Annotated in this window: 19 protein-coding genes; 13 read left to right on the forward strand and 6 right to left on the reverse strand. The window is 48.0% G+C overall.

Annotated elements, in window-relative coordinates:
* Positions 1-89: 89 nt before the first annotated feature.
* The 3 genes from B067_RS0103870 to rsmD all read right to left on the reverse strand — a co-directional run bounded on the left by B067_RS0103870 (position 90) and on the right by rsmD (position 1,483).
* The gene (locus B067_RS0103870; protein ID WP_019528741.1) at positions 90-341 is read right to left on the reverse strand and encodes a YfhL family 4Fe-4S dicluster ferredoxin; all 252 of its coding nucleotides are present in this window, start codon (positions 339-341) and stop codon (positions 90-92) included.
* Positions 342-347: 6 nt separating this feature from the next.
* The gene (gene coaD, locus B067_RS0103875; RefSeq protein WP_019528742.1) at positions 348-821 is read right to left on the reverse strand and encodes a pantetheine-phosphate adenylyltransferase; all 474 of its coding nucleotides are present in this window, start codon (positions 819-821) and stop codon (positions 348-350) included.
* 74 nt (positions 822-895) lie between these two features.
* Positions 896-1,483 (reverse strand): 16S rRNA (guanine(966)-N(2))-methyltransferase RsmD, encoded by a 588-nt coding sequence (rsmD, locus tag B067_RS0103880; RefSeq protein ID WP_019528743.1) that lies wholly within the window; start codon positions 1,481-1,483, stop codon positions 896-898.
* A 161-nt stretch (positions 1,484-1,644) separates the two neighbouring features.
* Between rsmD and ftsY the strand changes: the two genes are divergently transcribed.
* The 9 genes from ftsY (at position 1,645) to B067_RS0103925 (ending at position 8,772) form a co-directional block, all read left to right on the forward strand.
* Entirely contained in the window at positions 1,645-2,802 is a 1,158-nt protein-coding gene (gene ftsY / locus B067_RS0103885) for a signal recognition particle-docking protein FtsY (protein ID WP_035801440.1), read from the forward strand.
* A 130-nt stretch (positions 2,803-2,932) separates the two neighbouring features.
* Positions 2,933-3,616: a cell division ATP-binding protein FtsE gene (gene ftsE / locus B067_RS0103890; RefSeq protein WP_019528745.1), complete on the forward strand. Its 684-nt coding sequence runs from the start codon at positions 2,933-2,935 to the stop codon at positions 3,614-3,616.
* Complete coding sequence (gene ftsX / locus B067_RS0103895) at positions 3,603-4,595, forward strand: permease-like cell division protein FtsX (RefSeq protein WP_019528746.1); 993 nt, start codon at positions 3,603-3,605, stop codon at positions 4,593-4,595. The genes ftsE and ftsX overlap by 14 nt, the downstream gene beginning before the upstream one ends.
* 44 nt (positions 4,596-4,639) lie before the next feature.
* Complete coding sequence (locus tag B067_RS0103900) at positions 4,640-5,359, forward strand: hypothetical protein (RefSeq protein ID WP_019528747.1); 720 nt, start codon at positions 4,640-4,642, stop codon at positions 5,357-5,359.
* A gap of 100 nt (positions 5,360-5,459) precedes the next feature.
* Positions 5,460-6,326 (forward strand): MOSC domain-containing protein, encoded by an 867-nt coding sequence (locus B067_RS19615; protein WP_019528748.1) that lies wholly within the window; start codon positions 5,460-5,462, stop codon positions 6,324-6,326.
* Positions 6,327-6,428: 102 nt separating this feature from the next.
* Entirely contained in the window at positions 6,429-6,821 is a 393-nt protein-coding gene (locus B067_RS0103910; RefSeq protein WP_019528749.1) for a hypothetical protein, read from the forward strand.
* A 146-nt stretch (positions 6,822-6,967) separates the two neighbouring features.
* On the forward strand, positions 6,968-7,834 hold the full coding sequence (locus tag B067_RS0103915) for a DMT family transporter (RefSeq protein WP_026244393.1): 867 nt from the start codon (positions 6,968-6,970) through the stop codon (positions 7,832-7,834).
* Positions 7,835-7,869: 35 nt separating this feature from the next.
* Positions 7,870-8,334: a CYTH domain-containing protein gene (locus B067_RS0103920; RefSeq protein WP_019528751.1), complete on the forward strand. Its 465-nt coding sequence runs from the start codon at positions 7,870-7,872 to the stop codon at positions 8,332-8,334.
* A gap of 39 nt (positions 8,335-8,373) precedes the next feature.
* Positions 8,374-8,772 carry an OsmC family protein gene (locus B067_RS0103925; protein ID WP_019528752.1) on the forward strand — a complete coding sequence of 133 codons (399 nt, stop codon included), beginning with the start codon at positions 8,374-8,376 and terminating at the stop codon, positions 8,770-8,772.
* Between the two features lie 27 nt (positions 8,773-8,799).
* Here B067_RS0103925 and B067_RS0103930 read toward each other — a convergent pair whose 3' ends face one another.
* Positions 8,800-10,428 carry a long-chain fatty acid--CoA ligase gene (locus B067_RS0103930; protein ID WP_051083806.1) on the reverse strand — a complete coding sequence of 543 codons (1,629 nt, stop codon included), beginning with the start codon at positions 10,426-10,428 and terminating at the stop codon, positions 8,800-8,802.
* A 255-nt stretch (positions 10,429-10,683) separates the two neighbouring features.
* Between B067_RS0103930 and B067_RS0103935 the strand changes: the two genes are divergently transcribed.
* From B067_RS0103935 to B067_RS0103950, 4 genes are all read left to right on the forward strand, one after another.
* Entirely contained in the window at positions 10,684-11,646 is a 963-nt protein-coding gene (locus tag B067_RS0103935) for a sensor domain-containing diguanylate cyclase (protein WP_019528754.1), read from the forward strand.
* Between the two features lie 145 nt (positions 11,647-11,791).
* Entirely contained in the window at positions 11,792-12,637 is an 846-nt protein-coding gene (locus tag B067_RS0103940) for a 23S rRNA (adenine(2030)-N(6))-methyltransferase RlmJ (RefSeq protein ID WP_019528755.1), read from the forward strand.
* 31 nt (positions 12,638-12,668) lie between these two features.
* The gene (locus B067_RS0103945; RefSeq protein ID WP_019528756.1) at positions 12,669-12,911 is read left to right on the forward strand and encodes a CDGSH iron-sulfur domain-containing protein; all 243 of its coding nucleotides are present in this window, start codon (positions 12,669-12,671) and stop codon (positions 12,909-12,911) included.
* Positions 12,912-12,948: 37 nt separating this feature from the next.
* On the forward strand, positions 12,949-13,488 hold the full coding sequence (locus tag B067_RS0103950) for a manganese efflux pump MntP (protein WP_019528757.1): 540 nt from the start codon (positions 12,949-12,951) through the stop codon (positions 13,486-13,488).
* Between the two features lie 163 nt (positions 13,489-13,651).
* Here B067_RS0103950 and B067_RS0103955 read toward each other — a convergent pair whose 3' ends face one another.
* Both B067_RS0103955 and B067_RS0103960 read right to left on the reverse strand, forming a co-directional pair.
* Positions 13,652-14,257, reverse strand: coding sequence for a GNAT family N-acetyltransferase (locus B067_RS0103955; RefSeq protein WP_019528758.1), 606 nt, complete (start codon positions 14,255-14,257; stop codon positions 13,652-13,654).
* 170 nt (positions 14,258-14,427) lie between these two features.
* The gene (locus tag B067_RS0103960) at positions 14,428-16,692 is read right to left on the reverse strand and encodes a TonB-dependent receptor (protein ID WP_019528759.1); all 2,265 of its coding nucleotides are present in this window, start codon (positions 16,690-16,692) and stop codon (positions 14,428-14,430) included.
* Positions 16,693-16,745: the final 53 nt, after the last annotated feature.

Below are 16,745 nucleotides of genomic sequence, written 5' to 3' on the forward strand. Positions count from 1 at the left end.
CCATCATTAAAAAAGGCGCTGAGGCGCCTTTTTTTGTGCCTGCTATTTGGGCTTAGGTCTATAGCTATACCTAGAGGTATAGCTAAGAGCTAGCCTTGCTGCACCAGCGTAATGTATTTATCCATCAACTGCTCTTGGCTCTCGGGGTGGTTAAGGTCTAGGGGGATACAGTCTACCGGGCACACAATCTGGCATTGCGGCACATCAAAATGGCCCACGCATTCGGTGCAGCGGTTGGGGTCTATCTCGTAGATAAGCTCGCCCTGATAAATAGCCTCGTTGGGGCATTCGGGCTCGCAGACATCGCAGTTAATACATTCGTCGGTAATGATCAATGACATGGGGGCTTAAAACTTTTCTTGCAGGGCGGCAAACACCGGCACGGGTACAAAGCTTTGCACATCGCCACCCATGGCGGCAATTTCCCGCACTAGGCTAGAGGATATATGGGATAACTCGGGCAGGGCATGTAAAAAGACCGTTTCAAAGCCGGGCTGCAGGGCGCGGTTCATATTGGCCAGCTGTAGTTCGTATTCAAAGTCGGCAATGCTGCGAGTGCCGCGCAACACTATGTGGCTGTTATGGGCCTGGGCAAAATCCACTAACAAACCGCTAAAACCTTGCGCCTCTACATTGGGCAAGTGGCTAAAGCTTTGTTGGCACAGCGCTATGCGCTGCTCTAGGTTAAACAGCGGCTGCTTTTTTTCACTGTGGGCAATGGCTAACACTACCTTATCGAACAGGGCGGCGGCGCGCTGGATTAAGTCCACATGCCCTAGGGTAATGGGGTCGAAGGTGCCGGGAAAGATAACGGTTTTCATGGGGTCGCTGCCGAGTGATTGTGAGCGTGTAATAGTAAGGGCATGGTAGCTAAGGGATAGCCGGCAGTCTACCGCTAACCGACTGCGGTCTCTATGCGAAACAACTGGTAGCGTACTTGGCCGGCGGTTTTCTCACGGTGTAAATGCCAGTGGCTGGGCAGGGAGGGCAGCGCTTCATCTCTGCCCATCTCTAAATACAACCAAGCTGGGTCTTTAAATAAGGGCTGCTGAGCTAAAGCCGTGATGCATTCTTGGGCTAGGCCGCTGCGAAAAGGCGGGTCTAAAAAAATAATATCGTAAGGCAGCTGGCGTTGGCTTAACCAGTTGAGGGCATTGTCCTGCTTGGCCTGAGAGGTGTCGGCCTGTAGCAGTGCCATATTGCTGCGCAATTGCTGTACCGCTTCGCGGGCGTTATCCACCATATCCACTCTGGCGGCGCCGCGGGATAGGGCCTCTAAACCCAGCGCGCCGCTGCCACAAAATAAGTCTAAACAGCGTGCGCCCGGTAACTCGGGGGCCAGCCAATTAAACAGGGTTTCGCGGACTCGGTCGGGCGTGGGGCGCAGGCCCTCCAGCGAGGGAAAGCTCAGCTTACGGCCACGCCAGAGGCCGCCAATAATGCGTAGCTGATTGCTGCTGTGGTGTTTTTGTTGTTTGGCCATAAAAGTGGTGGTGTGTCAGCGGGGTTGGTATTTAAAGGCTCTATTTCAGGCGCTAAGAATGGTAGGATAGCCGGCCTATGTAAAGCATTTTGTTGGCTGTGCTTGCGCCCGGTGTGCAATCCACAGCCTTGGCAATGATATTTTGGTGTTTAGACCCGCCCATGAAGTTTTTTAAACGTTTTAAAACAGACAAATCCCAGTCCGCCGAACAGCCCGCTGCCGAGCCAGCAATTGCTGAAGAGCTAGCGCAGCAATCTGAAACGCCGTTAGAGTCCTCTACCACTGAGATGGCCGCTGAGCCAGCCACTGAAATAAGCTCTAGCGCTGAAGTGCTTACGGCAGAGCCCAGCTTGTCTCCAGTTGCTGCGTCAGTAGATGAGCAGCCCGAGAAAAAAGCCGGTTTATTTTCGCGCTTAAAAGCAGGCCTTAAACGCACCAGTGGTAGCTTGGGCTCAGGCCTAGGCAATTTATTTTTGGGTAAAAAACAAATCGATAATGATTTGTTAGAAGAGTTAGAGACTCACCTATTGATGGCCGACGTAGGCATAGAGGCCACTCAAGAAATCATCAACAGTCTCACCCAGCAAGTGTCACGAAAAGAGCTGGCCGATGGCGATGCTCTCTACGCCGCCCTGCAGCAAGAATTAAAAGCGCTATTACAGCCCAGCGAAAGCCCCTTAGTGATAGCCGACAGCAAAACCCCCTACGTCATTTTAATGGTGGGGGTGAACGGTGTCGGTAAAACCACCACCATAGGAAAACTGGCCAAACGATTTCAGGCCGAGGGCAAGTCGGTGATGTTAGCGGCGGGCGATACCTTTAGAGCGGCGGCGGTTGAGCAATTACAAGTGTGGGGCGATCGCAATAATGTGCCGGTCATCGCGCAGCATACCGGTGCCGATAGTGCCTCGGTTATTTTTGATGCTGTGCAAGCGGCACAGGCGCGTAACATCGATGTATTAATTGCCGATACCGCGGGCCGTTTGCACAACAAAGATAATTTAATGGAAGAGCTGCGCAAAGTGGTGCGGGTGATGGGCAAGCTGGATGACAGCGCCCCTCACGAAGTGATGCTAGTGTTAGATGCGGGCACCGGTCAAAATGCACTATCGCAAGCCAAAGCCTTTCAGGAGGTAGTAGGCGTTAGCGGTATTACCTTGACTAAGTTAGACGGCACGGCCAAGGGCGGTATTATTTTTGCGATCAGCAAGCAGTTAAATATCCCCATACGTTTTATCGGTGTGGGTGAACAGGTGGATGACTTGCGCCCCTTTGTGGCGGAAGACTTTATCAAGGCCTTATTTGCTACGGAGCAGTAAGTTGTAGTGATAGTCTATAGTCGCTAGTTCCCAGAGCAAAAGGCCATACACTGCGGTACAACAAAAATGATTAGCACTACAACAATAATTACTCGGGCTACAACAATAATTAAAAGACACGACACAACGTATGATTCAATTTGATAATGTCAGCAAGCGTTACGAAGGTGGCCACGAGGCACTACGTAATGTCAGTTTTCACATAAAGAAAAGCGAAATGCTGTTTTTAACCGGCCACAGCGGTGCCGGGAAAAGTACTTTGTTAAAATTGATGATGATGATGGAGCGCCCCACCTCAGGGCAGGTGTTAGTGGACGAGCAAAACCTTAGAGGTTTACACAGCCGCCATATACCAGCACTGCGTCGCAACATAGGCGTAGTATTTCAAAACCATCAATTATTATTTGATCGTAGCGTGTTTGATAATGTCGCACTGCCCTTAATTATTGCTGGCTATCAGCCCCGCGATATAGCCCGCCGTGTACGCGCGGCTTTAGACAAAGTTGGCTTACTCAGCAAAGAGAAAAAAATGCCCGTCACTCTCTCGGGTGGTGAGCAGCAGCGGGTGGGCATAGCCCGTGCCGTGGTGAACAAACCCAAAATACTATTAGCCGATGAGCCCACCGGTAACTTAGACCCAGAACTCTCCGCCGAAATTATGAACCTGTTTGCCCAGTTTAATCAGGTAGGCGTAACCGTATTAATTGCCAGCCATGATTTAAGCTTAATCGCCCGGCTGCCTTATAGAATGATGACCATACGCCAAGGGCAAATAGTCTCTGGCATAGGGGGGGCTGCCCATGGCCAATCCTAGCAACAACCCTAATACGGCTCGCCGTAAAGATAAGGGCGCCAGTCAAAGCCGGGTTAGCCTGGGCGATAAATGGGGTAGCTATATTAGCCACCACCGTTTAATCGCCCGCGATAGTTTTATGCGTTTAGTCAAAGCGCCTATGGCCAGTATTATGACGTGGCTAGTGATAGGCATAGCCTTGGCCTTGCCCGGTGGTTTATTTGTGGCGCTGAGTAATGTGGAGGCGGTGAGTAAAGGCTGGGACGGCGCTGCACAAGTATCGTTGTATTTGCACAAGGCGGTTGGCGACCAAGACGGCCGCAAACTGGCCGACAAAATTCGCCTGCGCGATGATGTCGCCGAGGTGAACTATATTTCTGCGGTGCAGGCCTTGGAAGAATTTAAAAAACTATCGGGCTACGGTGATGTACTCAACCAGCTCGATAACAATCCCCTACCGGCGGTCATCGTGGTGCGGCCGGTGGAAGATAACAGCGCCAACACCCAGGCCTTGTTTGAATCCTTGCAAGCTATACCGCAGGTGGAGCAGGCGGTTATCGATTTAGAATGGGTGCAGCGTTTATACAGCATGATGGCACTGGGCAAACGTATGACGCTAGCCCTAGCCGCATTATTATCCTTAGGGGTGTTGCTGGTGATAGGCAATACCATACGCTTGGCCATAGAAAGCCGCCGCGATGAAATTGTGATTGTTAAATTAGTGGGCGCCACCAACGCCTTTGTGCGCAGGCCTTTTCTATACACTGGCCTGTGGTATGGCCTGGGTGGTGGCTTAATGGCGTGGTTAATTATTTCTATAAGTGTGATGTGGCTAAGTACGCCGGTTGCGATATTGGCGGGCTTATACCAAAGCGAATTTAGCTTGCAGGGCTTAGCCATAGGCGAAGTGTTGTTGTTGTGGTTATCGGCGTCTATGCTGGGTTTACTAGGCGCGTGGTTAGCGGTAGGTAGGCACTTGGGGGCAATAGAGCCGCGTTAGTGAAAAACTAGGCGTTAATATAATAAGAAGAAGGAAGCTATACGATGAAGGATGTCACTGCGCGCTTAATCATGGCGGTCTGTTTACTGGCGATATCTACTGCCGCCTATACTGAAACCTTGGTTGGCCACTCTACTACCGCAGCCACTTACATGCCTGCCCGATTTACCGATGGCGGCAACAGCTTATTAGATGCTTTAACTATCACCGAACAAGACCCTAACTTTTCAGCTACTGCGTTTTGCGAAGCCAAGGCGACAACGGAAGGCTTGTTAAAAACCGCTCAATGTATGGTTACTGACTGGAAGCATATGCCTTATAAGCGAAAGGTAGAGGAAGCGTTAAATGATTTTTCTATTGAACCAGCCACAATTAACGGTAAGCCTGTTGATGTAAAAATGAAACTCACGGTGAGTTATTTTTGCCAGCAAGCGACCTGCCATGGCGTAGTTTCACTCAATGATGGCCAGCTACGCGATAAATACGGTTTGAACTATGTGTCGCCACAGCTCATTATCTATCAGGATAATGCCGTTCAGTTCAACCGTGTTAGAAATTATGAGCCAGGGCTTAAGTTTTCCATAGAAATTATGGTTGATGAAAAAGGTAGTCCCGGTGACATAGATGTTTTAATGGTAAGCCCTGATTATAAAAGCTGGGTAATGGCTATAAAAAGACATCTCCCCAGAGAGAAATATATTCCCGGTATTTATAACGCAGCATATACGGCAATGCCTTTTCTGTATGTGTTTTGGGTCGATTAAATTATTATCCTTAAAACTATGTCTAGGGCGCGATAAAACGTATAAAGCGACTATTATGTCATTAAGATTAGTAACCGCGTAAAAGAAAGAGGAACCTATCATGACTTCTAGCAGCGTCACCATTACCGGAATATTTTGCTATCCTGTTAAATCCTGCAAGCCCGTTGCCTTAAAAAATACCGTGCTTACGCCGCAGGGCATCCCCTATGATAGATACTGGATGATAGTAAACGAAAAAAACGTTTTTGTTACCCAGCGTCAAAATTCAAAACTCACGTTGATCGCAACGGATTTAACCGAGCAGGGCCTGCAACTATCGTTGCCAGGAGCGCCACCCATTACTATTTCCTATGCCATGCCGCAGGGTGAAAGAATTAGCACGGAAGTATTCGGCGCTGCCTGCGAGACTATAGATGAAGGTGAGTTGGTGTCGCAGTGGTTAACGCAACATTTACAGAGCGAGCAGCCGCTGCGCTTAGTGCGTATGGCAGGCGATTTTAGCCGCCTGCAAGACGAGCCGGCTTTGCAGGATGATAACAATCAACACCACGTGCACTTTGCCGATGCCGCACCTTACCTAGTAGTGAATGAAGCCTCCTTAAGTGAGCTTAATAAACAGCTTATTATGGCCGGTGAGCAACCGGTGCCGATGAATCGTTTTAGGCCCAGCCTAGTGGTTAGTGGGTTGCCCGCCTTTGGCGAGCATATGATCAGTACGCTCAGTAATACGCACTGTGAGCTGGCTTCAAAGCTAGCGTGTGAACGTTGTATTATTCCCACCATAGATCAGCAAACCGGCCAGCGTGATGCTGCGATGCAGCCTTTTAAAATGCTGCAAGATATCAACGGCACCGCTGATGAAAAGCGCAGCCCTAAGTTTGGCGAGTATATGGCTTTGATATTAGGCGAAGGCAGTGAGCTGGCTGTGGGGGATGAGTTGAGTGTTGGCTCTGCTAACAAGGGCTAGTGAAAACGAATATTTGTTTAAGTCATTAATGCGATGATTAAAAACGCGCTAACTATTCCAAGGCTACTATTTAAGTTAAGGCACAAAATCTAAGGCTCTGACATGAAAAAACTCTACATCTTTTTCACCGCCGGCTGCATAGGCGCTTTGGTAAATAGCCTAGTGGTTTGGCAGTGCGGCCAGCTAGGTATTAATGATATGTTGGGTGTGGCTATAGCGCCCAATTTAACGTCGGCATGGCTATATCAACGCTTAGTCTGGGGCGGTTTATGGGGGCTGTTATTTGTACTGCCTTTCTTGCGCTCACGTTTATTGTATAAGGGCCTAGTGCTGAGTTTATTACCTACGGCGGTGCAGTTATTTATGGTGTTCCCATACAGCGCAGGCAAGGGCATGGCCGGTTTAGAGTTGGGCTTGCTGACACCTGCTCTAGTGTTATTTTTTAATGCAGTATGGGGCCTAGTTACGGCTCTAAGCATAAGAATAGCAAGATAGGCATGTAAATATTTAGCGAGCTAGCGCATGCCATGGCTGAGTTAGTACAGCAAGAATATAATAATTAGCTTAGATTATAGGGTTATATTGGGTATCATCACGCGTTTGCCAGTATGGCTACGCCATCCAGCTAGTTGAGGCCCTCTTTGAACGTTTTTACCTGGATGCTAGGCGCATTGCTGTCTTTTTGCTTTATGGCAATAGGGGCACGTGAGCTTAGCGGTGATCTTGCTACTGCCCAAATACTCTTTTTTCGCAGCACCATAGGTTTATTGGTGATTGCTAGTCTTATTGTACGCTTAGGCAGGCCGCAGTATTTTAAAACGCAGTTGCTTAAGCGCCACTGCCTGCGCAATGGTTTTCAGTTTTTAGGGCAATACGGTTGGTTTTTGAGCATAGGCTTATTACCTTTGGCAGAGGTGTTTGCCCTAGAGTTTACTGTGCCTTTTTGGGTGTTGATAATAGCCGCCGTTTTTTTAAAAGAGCAACTCACCTTTAGAAAAATGTTGGCGGTGGCCTTAGGCTTGCTGGGGGTAGTGGTGATAGTGCAGCCCGGTGTGGCCTTGGTTAATAGCGCCTCATTTATAGTGTTAGGGGCGGCTGTGGGTTATGCGGTGGCGCATGTGGCAACCAAGTCGCTAACTCAAACCGAGCACCCACTCACCATTATGTTTTATATGTGCCTGTTGCAATTGCCTATAGGCTTGGCCTTATCATTGCCGCAATGGCTGTGGCCTCACGGCCAGCAAATAGTCTGGATACTGGTTATTGGTTTTACCGCCTTAACGGCGAATTACTGTTTGGCTAGGGCCATGCTCTGTGCAGAGGTGACTACTGTCGTCACTATAGACTTTTTGCGGCTGCCGGTAATCGCGATAGTCGGTGTGATTGCTTACGGTGAAGGTTTTGAATTATCGCTATTGATAGGCGGCGGCATCATGTTGTTGGGCAACCTGCTCAATGCCAAGGGTTTACGATTAAGGCGCTGGAAGAAACGTAGCGTAAAAGATTAGCCTGCAGTGAAAATGGAAATGAAAGCGGAGTAACAGTGGCGAAAGAAATAGAGCGTAAATTTTTAATAGACCTAAGCAAGCTTACTTTGCCCAGCAAGGGCATAGTGATAAAGCAGGGTTATATCCCCACCGCCACTAAAACTGCGGTGCGGGTAAGAGTTAAAGGCGAACAGGCTTTTTTAACCCTTAAAGGTGAAACTCGTGGCGCGGTGCGCTCAGAATTTGAATACCCCATACCCATGGACGACGCGCAAGCCATGCTCAGCGAGTTATGCCAAAGCCCTTTTGTTGATAAAACCCGTTACGAGTTTCCCTTAGGGCCGCATGTTTGGGAGGTGGATATTTTTCACGGCGATAACCAGGGCTTGTGTGTTGCCGAGATAGAGCTAAGCGCTGAAGACGAAGCCTTTGCAAAACCGGATTGGCTGGGGCCAGAGGTGACTGGCGATGCACGCTATTATAATGTGAGTTTAGTGTCGTTGCCGTATAAGCTATGGTAGCGGCGCAGTGTATACGTTAGAAAATAAACAGGAGTCGTAATGAGTATTGACGTGTCTTGGCAAAAAGACTGCCAATTTAGCGTAACAACCGAAAAGGGTTTTACTCTAGCAGTAGATGCCGATAATGAAACAGCGCCTTGCCCCACGGAGTTATTATTATCGGCCTTAGGTAGTTGTAGCGCCACCGATGTGGTGATGGGTTTGCAAGAACAAGGTGTAGAGGTGCAGGCTTTAACTAATACCGTCACTTACACTCTAACCGAGCAAGAACCGCGCTTATACAAAACGGCGAATCTACATTTTACTGTAACGGCCAGTAATGTTAGCGAAGCGCAAATTAAAACCGCAGCAGACAATGCGATAGCAAAATACTGCCATGTTTGTTTGATGCTAAAACCGACGATAGATATTTCCTACAGTGTTGAAATTAACCGCTAAATAGTATCGTGCCGGCCGCGGTTGTTATTACGCTGTGGGCAGGGCGTGATCTTTAAACTGCTCACGCAACACTTTCTTATCTAGCTTGCCCGTAGCCGCATGGGGCAACTCATCGACATACATCACATCATCGGGCAGCCACCATTTGGCGACATGCTTTTCTAAATAAGCATTAAGTTCTTCTATTGATAATGTATCATCACCTGCAGCAACCGCTATGACTAAAGGCCGTTCATCCCACTTGGGATGATAAACCCCAATCACGGCAGCTTCGGCAATTTTTGGGTGACTGGTGCAAGCGTTTTCTAAGTCTATAGAGCTAATCCATTCGCCGCCGGATTTAATAACGTCTTTTGAGCGGTCGGTAATTTGCATATAGCCGTATTCATCAATAGTGGCGATGTCGCCGGTATCCATAAAGCCCTTATCGTCGACGATGTTGTTATCGTTGCGATAATATTGTGAGGCTACCCAGGGGCCTTTAATGCCTAGGTTACCAAAGCTTTTGCCATCGCGAGGTTGCTCTATGCCTTCGGGGGTTCTGATACTTAGTTCTACGCCGTAAGGGGGTAGGCCGGCTTTTAGCCGGTAGGGCATTAGCTCCTCGGCGGCTAGGTTTTCAATTTCCGGCCGCACCGAATTAAAGGTCCCCAGTGGGCTGGTTTCTGTCATGCCCCATGCTGGGTTGACCGTTACCTTATGGGTTTGTTCAAACTCTTCTAGCATGCTGCGCGGTGTGGCCGCACCGCCGATAGTGACGGCTTGTAAACTATCGACGGTGAGATTATTTTCTCGCAAGTAATTTAATAACGCTAACCAAATGGTGGGTACGCCTGCAGCCAGCGTTACTTTTTCGTGGTTAATTAATTGCGTGAGCACTGCGCCATCGGCCATTTTGGGGCCCGGGAAAACAATTTTGCTGCCCGCCATAATACAGGCGTAGGGCATAGACCAAGCGTTAACATGAAACATGGGCACTACCGGCATCATGGTGTGGCGAGAATTTAAACCAAACGATGCGGAAGACGTACAAGCCATAGAATGTAAAACGGTAGAGCGGTGGCTGTATAACACACCCTTAGGGTCGCCGGTGGTGCCGGAGGTGTAACACAATGAGCTGGCCGTATTTTCATCAAACTCAGGGAAGCTAAAGTCGGTGGGTCGGCCTGCTAACAAGGTTTCGTAGCATTCAACCTCTAACTCTGTTTGCGGCATATGCGCTTCATCGGTCATTACTATAATGCGCTCAACCGTGGGCATCTTATCGCGTAGTTTTTCTATTAGGGGGAAGAGTAATAGGTCAACCATTAGCACCTTATCTTCGGCGTGGTTAACAATGTAAAGCAATTGCTCGGGAAACAGGCGTGGGTTGATGGTGTGGCACACTAGACCTGAACAAGAGACACCGTAATAAATCTCTAAGTGACGATAATCATTCCAAGCGAGGGTTGCTACCCTGTCACCTAGGGTCAGTCCCATCGTTTGTAAGGCATGGCCTAGCTGGCTAACACGGGCAAAGGCATCTTCGTAGGTGTAGCGGTGCAAAGGGTTGTCGGCAGTCACAGACACAATTTCTTGTTGGCCGTATAAGGTACGCCCGTGACGCATAACGCTGTTGATGGTGAGTTGAAAATCCATCATGTTACCGATGAGCATGGGGCTATCCTCTTTTATTATTGCTGTGGTTGCCCTAGGGCGCGTATCAATGTAGGTATTAGCTCACTAGTGTAGCGTTTGCCAGTGCTTATAAAAGGGTGAATCTTGCCAAATGAGCTGGCATTTCACCCCAGCAGGGGTATTAGTTGTGATCTAAGTACCGTGTTTTTGCGGTGAGAATATGGGTTCGAAGTTTACCTATAGTCAGCTACACTGTGGTGCTTAACCGCAAGTTTTTACTATCAGGATGTAATAATGATAAGCCCAGAAATTCCCGAAGATGAGCAGAGGCGCCTAGAGACCTTACGGGCACTTAAGATATTAGATTCAGCACCCGAAGAGCGCTTTGATCGCTTAACCCGCATGGCAAAGCGTATGTTTGGTGTGCCTATCTCTTTAGTGAGTTTGGTAGATAGCGATAGGCAATGGTTTAAGTCTAAGCAGGGCTTGGATGCAGAAGAAACGCCGCGTGACATCTCTTTCTGTGGCCACGCCATTTTGGGTGAAGGTGCTTTTATTATTCCCAACGCCCTAGATGATGAACGTTTTAAAGATAACCCCTTGGTATTAGAGGCCCCTAATATTCGTTTTTATGCAGGCTGCCCGTTAAAAGTAAGCAACGGCAGTAAACTAGGAACGCTTTGTTTAATAGACAAAGAACCCCGTGAATTAGATGAAGAAGATATCCAGCTGCTGACTGACTTAGCTGCCATGGCTGAACAGGAAATAGCGGCGATACAATTGGCCACCCTAGACGAATTAACGATGATATCTAATCGGCGTGGGTTTATGACGCTGGCGGAGCATACGGTTAATTTATGCAAACGCAAAAAATTACCTGTCACTGTAATGCTGTTCGATTTGGATAAATTTAAACCTATTAACGATACTTATGGTCATGCTGAAGGTGACAGAGCATTAATTACCTTTACCAATGTGATGCGCGAAGTGTTTCGCGAGTCTGACGTATTCGCCAGAATCGGTGGCGATGAATTTGTGGCTTTGCTTAGCGATACTGATGATGCAGCTGTACAGCAGGTGCTAGAGCGTTTAGCAGCTAATTTGGACGAGGTTAATCAAGCAGCGCAACGCGGCTACGATATAGAATACAGCGTTGGCCATATCAGTTTTTCCGCCGATCATTTGATTAGTGTAGAGGAGATGATGGCAGAGGCCGATAAGCTAATGTATGAACAAAAGAAAAACGCCAGCCGTTAGTGAAAAGAGCGGTCGTCACAGGCCGCAATATTTCAAGGGTAATCCTAACAAAGACGCGTCAAATACAAGCTTAGCCGTTATAATGGCTGCCATAGCCAATATGTCTAGGCCTGTGTAACCTTTCGCGGATAAATAGGATTTTGCTTTGTTAAGCTACCGTCATTCCTTTCATGCTGGCAATTTTGCCGATATTTTAAAGCACAGTGTTTTAATCGCCGTGCTTGAGCACTTGATTAAAAAAGATAAGCCCTTTGATTATATCGATAGCCATTCCGGCGCGGGCCTGTTTGACCTAGACAACGAGCATGCCCAAAAGCTGGGTGAATATAAAGAAGGCATAGCCAAACTACAGCCCGAGCAGTGGCCAGAGCTAAGTGCGTATTTAAACGCTGTTGCGGCCTGCAATGACGATGGCGAGTTGCGCTACTACCCAGGCTCGCCGTTATTGGCCATGCAGTATTTACGCGCTAAAGATAATGCCTGGCTCTATGAATTACACCCCAGCGACGTTGACATGTTGCGTAATAATATTAATAGCACCCGCTACAGTAAACGGGCGAAAGTGATGTGCGCTGATGGCCTGAAAGGCTTGCTCTCACACCTGCCGCCGGCGTCGCGGCGGGGGCTGATATTAATAGACCCCTCCTATGAAATAAAATCGGATTACGAGCAAGTGGTGGAGGCAATAGCCCAAGCCTATAAAAAATTTGCTAACGGTATTTATGCGCTGTGGTATCCGGTGGTGGATAGGCCAGCCATTAACCGTTTAGAGCGATCCTTGTTGGCAACCGGCATTAAAGATATACAGCGTTTTGAGCTGGGCTTAGCCCCTGACGCTGCAGGCCACGGTATGACCTCATCGGGCATGATAGTGATTAATCCGCCCTGGGGCTTGTTTGAGCATATGCAACAAGTACTGCCGCGTTTAGCTGCTACATTAAAGACTAGCGCCGAGGCCGTGTACCGCTGTGACGTATTGGCGGGGGAATAAACCATGATGGCCAAGCTAAAGGAGATAGAGTATGAGCAAAGCAGTGAGAGTTTCAGATACACCTTATGGGGTAGACGTTACCGCAACTAAGGCTTATTTTTGGTGCGCCTGTGGGCAGAGCAGCAACCAGCCTTTTTGTGATGGCTCCCATAAAGGCACAGAATTTACGCCAATAAAATATGTGGCGGACGAGAGTAAACGGGTATTTTTTTGCGGCTGCAAGGAAACGGCGAATCAACCGCTGTGTGATGGCAGCCATAACAATAACAAGTAGCGTGTTCGCGCTACTTTAGTCAATAGGTTTTTACGACGTGGTAGATGTTATTATTTTAGCCTTGGCATTAAGTATGGATGCCTTTGCAGTGGCTATAGGTTTAGGTTCAAAACATCAGAAAAAAACAACCACCTTGGCGTTGATGTCGGCACTGTACTTTGGTTTTTTTCAGGGCTTAATGCCGCTGTTAGGTTATATGGGCGGTAAGAGTGTTTTGGGTTGGGTGCAAACCTATGCGTCGTGGATAGCTTTTTTATTACTGTTATTAATCGGCGCCAAGATGATTTACGAATCTTTTGCCGAAGGTATAGAAGACGACATTGCCATCATCACTCACCGGGTGATGTTAATGCTGGCCATAGCGACTAGCATCGATGCACTGGCGGCAGGTTTTAGTTTAACTGTGTTGGCGGTTAATCCTTTTATGGCTTGTTTTATAATAGGCTTGGTGACTTTTATTTTTAGTTGGTTTGGTGTTTTTGTAGGCGCTAAAACCGGTACGTATTTAGAGAGTAAAGCCGAGTTGTTGGGCGGCATAGTGTTAATAGCTATAGGTTTTAAAATGTTATGGCTGTAGATTTTTAGTTCCTAGTTCCTAGTAGAACAAAGCCTAACGCTTAGGTGGCATAGCGTTGATACTGATTGCTATAAAAATTATTTTTTGTAATGCTTTCTAGAGACTAGAGACTAGAGACTAGAGACTAGAGACTAGAGACTAGAGACTAGAGACTGGGGAAGACTTAGCGTTTCTCCCGCCACATGCCGGTAAACACCGGGCCGTTGTTAGGTGCTTGGTAACGGCCTGTAGGTTCAAACCCTACGGATTGATAACGTTTGTCGTTGGCGGGGTTGCTGGACTCTAAATAGGCGGGCATATGTATCGCATCCAGCCTATCCAAATTTTCTTGTAATAATGCCATGCCTAGGCCGCGGCCTCGATAATCATCATGGGTTGCTAGTAAGCTTAAATAATAATGCGGTGGGCTGCGCGGATGAACGCTATCAAAGTGGTTGAAAAGTTCTTCTACGGCATCGGCTCTATCGCCGACTAATTTTTTGAAAATATCCGGTAGCTGTTGCTCATGTTCGGGTAGTAACTCGGTGCCCTCGGGCGGTATCCACACGGCGGCGGCTTCAAATTTACCGGTAGTATAAACGCAGGGATAACGCAGCGCGCTGTTAACAATGAGGTTTAAAAAATATCGGCGGGCTTCATCTTTGGGAAAGCTCCAGCGCCAGAGTGGGTCATGACTAAAGGCATTGGCAATGATATCGGTGACGCGTTCGCCGTCTTCGGCCACGGCAGTGCTAATACCAAGGTTTGTTGTGGGTTGGTGCTTAGTCATCGGCAATACTCCTGTTTGAAAGATTGTACCGCGTTTGTGTTGTGTACTGTGTGTGATAGAGGCTAACTAAGCGTAGGCCTCGTGAACATGCCCCAATTAGGGTAGCGCTGTCATAAATGGCTGCGCATAAAAAAAGGGCCGCAAGCGACCCTTTAAATAACCGTTAGTGCTTAGAAACTCATGCTGAGATCTACGCCTACAGTGCGTGGCTTGGATATCCACGTCTGCAAATCATTAAAGCCGTAACCAAAGTTTGCCCAGCCGCGCTCAAAGTGCTCGTCGTTGTTGAGGTTTTCTACCCATAAGGTAGCCGTCCACGCATCGTTAGACTCGTAACCTAGGCGTAAGTTAACTTGCGTCCAGCTGTCTTGGGCAATGTGCTTTTGGTTATCTAAGTCACTGTATTGATCGGAAGAATACAATGTTTCTACGGATCCATAATACTCGCCACTAGTAACAGGCAAGGTGTAAGTAGCAATCAACGACGCGCCTGACTCTGGCGCCAAGGGCAATTGATTACCTTTACAATCGACACAAGCCCCGATGGCTTCCAGAGACTTATCTTCAACTATCTCAGAGTCTTGGTAAGACGCCGTGGCCGTTATTTCCCAGTTTTCGCTAATTAAATAACGGGCATCTAATTCAATACCGGTAACTTCTGCTGCGCCCACGTTAGCCACTAAGGTTGAGCCGCCCTCAAAGTAAGACAGTTGCATATCTTCATATTCGAAGTAGTACAAGGCGGCATTAAAGTGCAAACGGTTATCTAGCCATTGGGTTTTGGCACCTACTTCATAGCTGTCGACTAACTCGGGGTCAAATGAGTCAGGCTCGCCTGTGTCGGCATTAAATCCAAAGCTACTGAAGCCGCCGCTTTTATAACCTTCGCTAAAGCTTGTGTAGAAAGAGATGTCGTCGTTAAGCTGGTAGTTAACCGCTAGGCGAAAGGTGGTTTCATCCCAGGTATCTTGGTCAGAGGATTCTGCAACAGGGCCTAGGGTATTGATGTTGTTGCCTAACCAGCCATCAACGGCTGGAGCGCTGGCCGTCATTTTTTTAGTGTCTTGGGTGTAACGTGCGCCTACCGTTACATCTAGCGCTTCGTTAACATGAAAGGTTAAATCGCCGTAAAGTGCAGCGCCGTTGGCTTCAACTTCATTGAGCATGTGCTCAGCAACAAAATCTAAGGTTTCGCCGGGTGCTGGTGCGGTCATTACCCCCCAGTAATCTTGATAAAAAGCAGGATCGCTACAGTTTTCTACCGGGCCACCGGGAAAGTAATCAACATCGGTGCGTGAGATAGCCGCACACAATTCATCTTCGTTGTAGTCGTAACCTAGCTCGGCATCGATATCTTCTTTATAAGCGCTAACACCAGCAAACCAAGTAATGTTTTCAGTAACACCATTTAGGCGAAACTCTTGGCTGTAGTAGGTATCTTCCGTGTTGCTGGCATAGTGCACAATAAAGCGTGGGCCGCCGTCAGTATCTTCTAAGTAGTTGTGGTTAAATGTTTTCCAACCGGTAATAGAGGTTAAGGTCACGCTATCGTTTAATTCGATTTCCACATTAGCGACAATGCTGGCAATTTCAGCGTCGTCTAACGCGTCTTCGCCTTTCAACTCTGAGCGCACTTTATCTTTAGGGGTGTTTAGGCCTAAGTTGTCGGTGGCGTCCCAATAAAGAGAAGAGTTTTGTTCGCGGTCTTCATAGCTAGCGGTAAGGGTGGCATCAACGGTTTCGCCGGCATAGCGTAGTGCTAAGCGGGTGCCACTGTTTTCGTGGTAGCCGTAATCGTCACCGCCTTCTAAGTTTTCTAGCCAGCCATTATCTCTGGCGCCATAGACACTGCCACGAAAGTAAACGTTATCAGTGAGAGGGATATTGACGGTGGTGGTTAAATCAATGTGATCGTTTTCGGCTAAACCTAATTTGACTTTACCTTCAAATTCTTCAATCGGTTTTTTGGTAGTGACACTGATAGCACCGGCAATGGCGTTACGACCAAATAGGGTTGCCTGTGGGCCTTTAACAATTTCTACACGCTCAACATCAAAGTAAGCCGATTGCACGCCACCGTTGCGACCCATCCAGAAACCGTCTTGGAACATGGCGATAGAAGGATCACCGCCCACGCCAAAGTCGTTGGTGCTAATACCACGCATAGACATGCCATCTATATAGCTATCTTCGGTGGCACCAGCAAACCCTGGGGTTAAGGCCACTAAACCGCGGACATCTTTTACGCCTGTTTTTACCATAAAGTTGTCGCTAAAGGCCGATACGGCTATAGGGACTTCTTGCAGCGTTTGGGCACGCTTTTGTGCGGTCACGACCATTTCTTCCAGCATTAAGGTGTTGGCGCTGGCATTGTGAGCCGCAACCAATCCTATGATGCTAGCTAATAGTTTTTGCTTGAAAGCCTGTTGTTTCATAGCGTGGAGTATCCTCATTGTCATTATTAGCAGTAAAACACCGAGGGCGAAGG

The organism is Dasania marina DSM 21967 (assembly GCF_000373485.1).
In the GTDB taxonomy this organism is placed as follows: domain Bacteria; phylum Pseudomonadota; class Gammaproteobacteria; order Pseudomonadales; family Dasaniaceae; genus Dasania; species Dasania marina.

Bases quoted from the DNA above. Each gene is read 5' to 3' on its own strand.
- B067_RS0103910 (WP_019528749.1), top strand. From the start codon at position 6,429: ATGAAAAAACTCTACATCTTTTTCACCGCCGGCTGCATAGGCGCTTTG.
- ftsE (WP_019528745.1), top strand. From the start codon at position 2,933: ATGATTCAATTTGATAATGTCAGCAAGCGTTACGAAGGTGGCCACGAG.
- B067_RS0103945 (WP_019528756.1), top strand. From the start codon at position 12,669: ATGAGCAAAGCAGTGAGAGTTTCAGATACACCTTATGGGGTAGACGTT.
- ftsX (WP_019528746.1), top strand. From the start codon at position 3,603: ATGGCCAATCCTAGCAACAACCCTAATACGGCTCGCCGTAAAGATAAG.
- rsmD (WP_019528743.1), bottom strand. From the start codon at position 1,483: ATGGCCAAACAACAAAAACACCACAGCAGCAATCAGCTACGCATTATT.
- coaD (WP_019528742.1), bottom strand. From the start codon at position 821: ATGAAAACCGTTATCTTTCCCGGCACCTTCGACCCCATTACCCTAGGG.
- B067_RS0103955 (WP_019528758.1), bottom strand. From the start codon at position 14,257: ATGACTAAGCACCAACCCACAACAAACCTTGGTATTAGCACTGCCGTG.
- B067_RS0103870 (WP_019528741.1), bottom strand. From the start codon at position 341: ATGTCATTGATCATTACCGACGAATGTATTAACTGCGATGTCTGCGAG.
- B067_RS19615 (WP_019528748.1), top strand. From the start codon at position 5,460: ATGACTTCTAGCAGCGTCACCATTACCGGAATATTTTGCTATCCTGTT.
- B067_RS0103900 (WP_019528747.1), top strand. From the start codon at position 4,640: ATGAAGGATGTCACTGCGCGCTTAATCATGGCGGTCTGTTTACTGGCG.
- B067_RS0103935 (WP_019528754.1), top strand. From the start codon at position 10,684: ATGATAAGCCCAGAAATTCCCGAAGATGAGCAGAGGCGCCTAGAGACC.
- ftsY (WP_035801440.1), top strand. From the start codon at position 1,645: ATGAAGTTTTTTAAACGTTTTAAAACAGACAAATCCCAGTCCGCCGAA.
- B067_RS0103925 (WP_019528752.1), top strand. From the start codon at position 8,374: ATGAGTATTGACGTGTCTTGGCAAAAAGACTGCCAATTTAGCGTAACA.
- B067_RS0103960 (WP_019528759.1), bottom strand. From the start codon at position 16,692: ATGAAACAACAGGCTTTCAAGCAAAAACTATTAGCTAGCATCATAGGA.
- B067_RS0103930 (WP_051083806.1), bottom strand. From the start codon at position 10,428: ATGCTCATCGGTAACATGATGGATTTTCAACTCACCATCAACAGCGTT.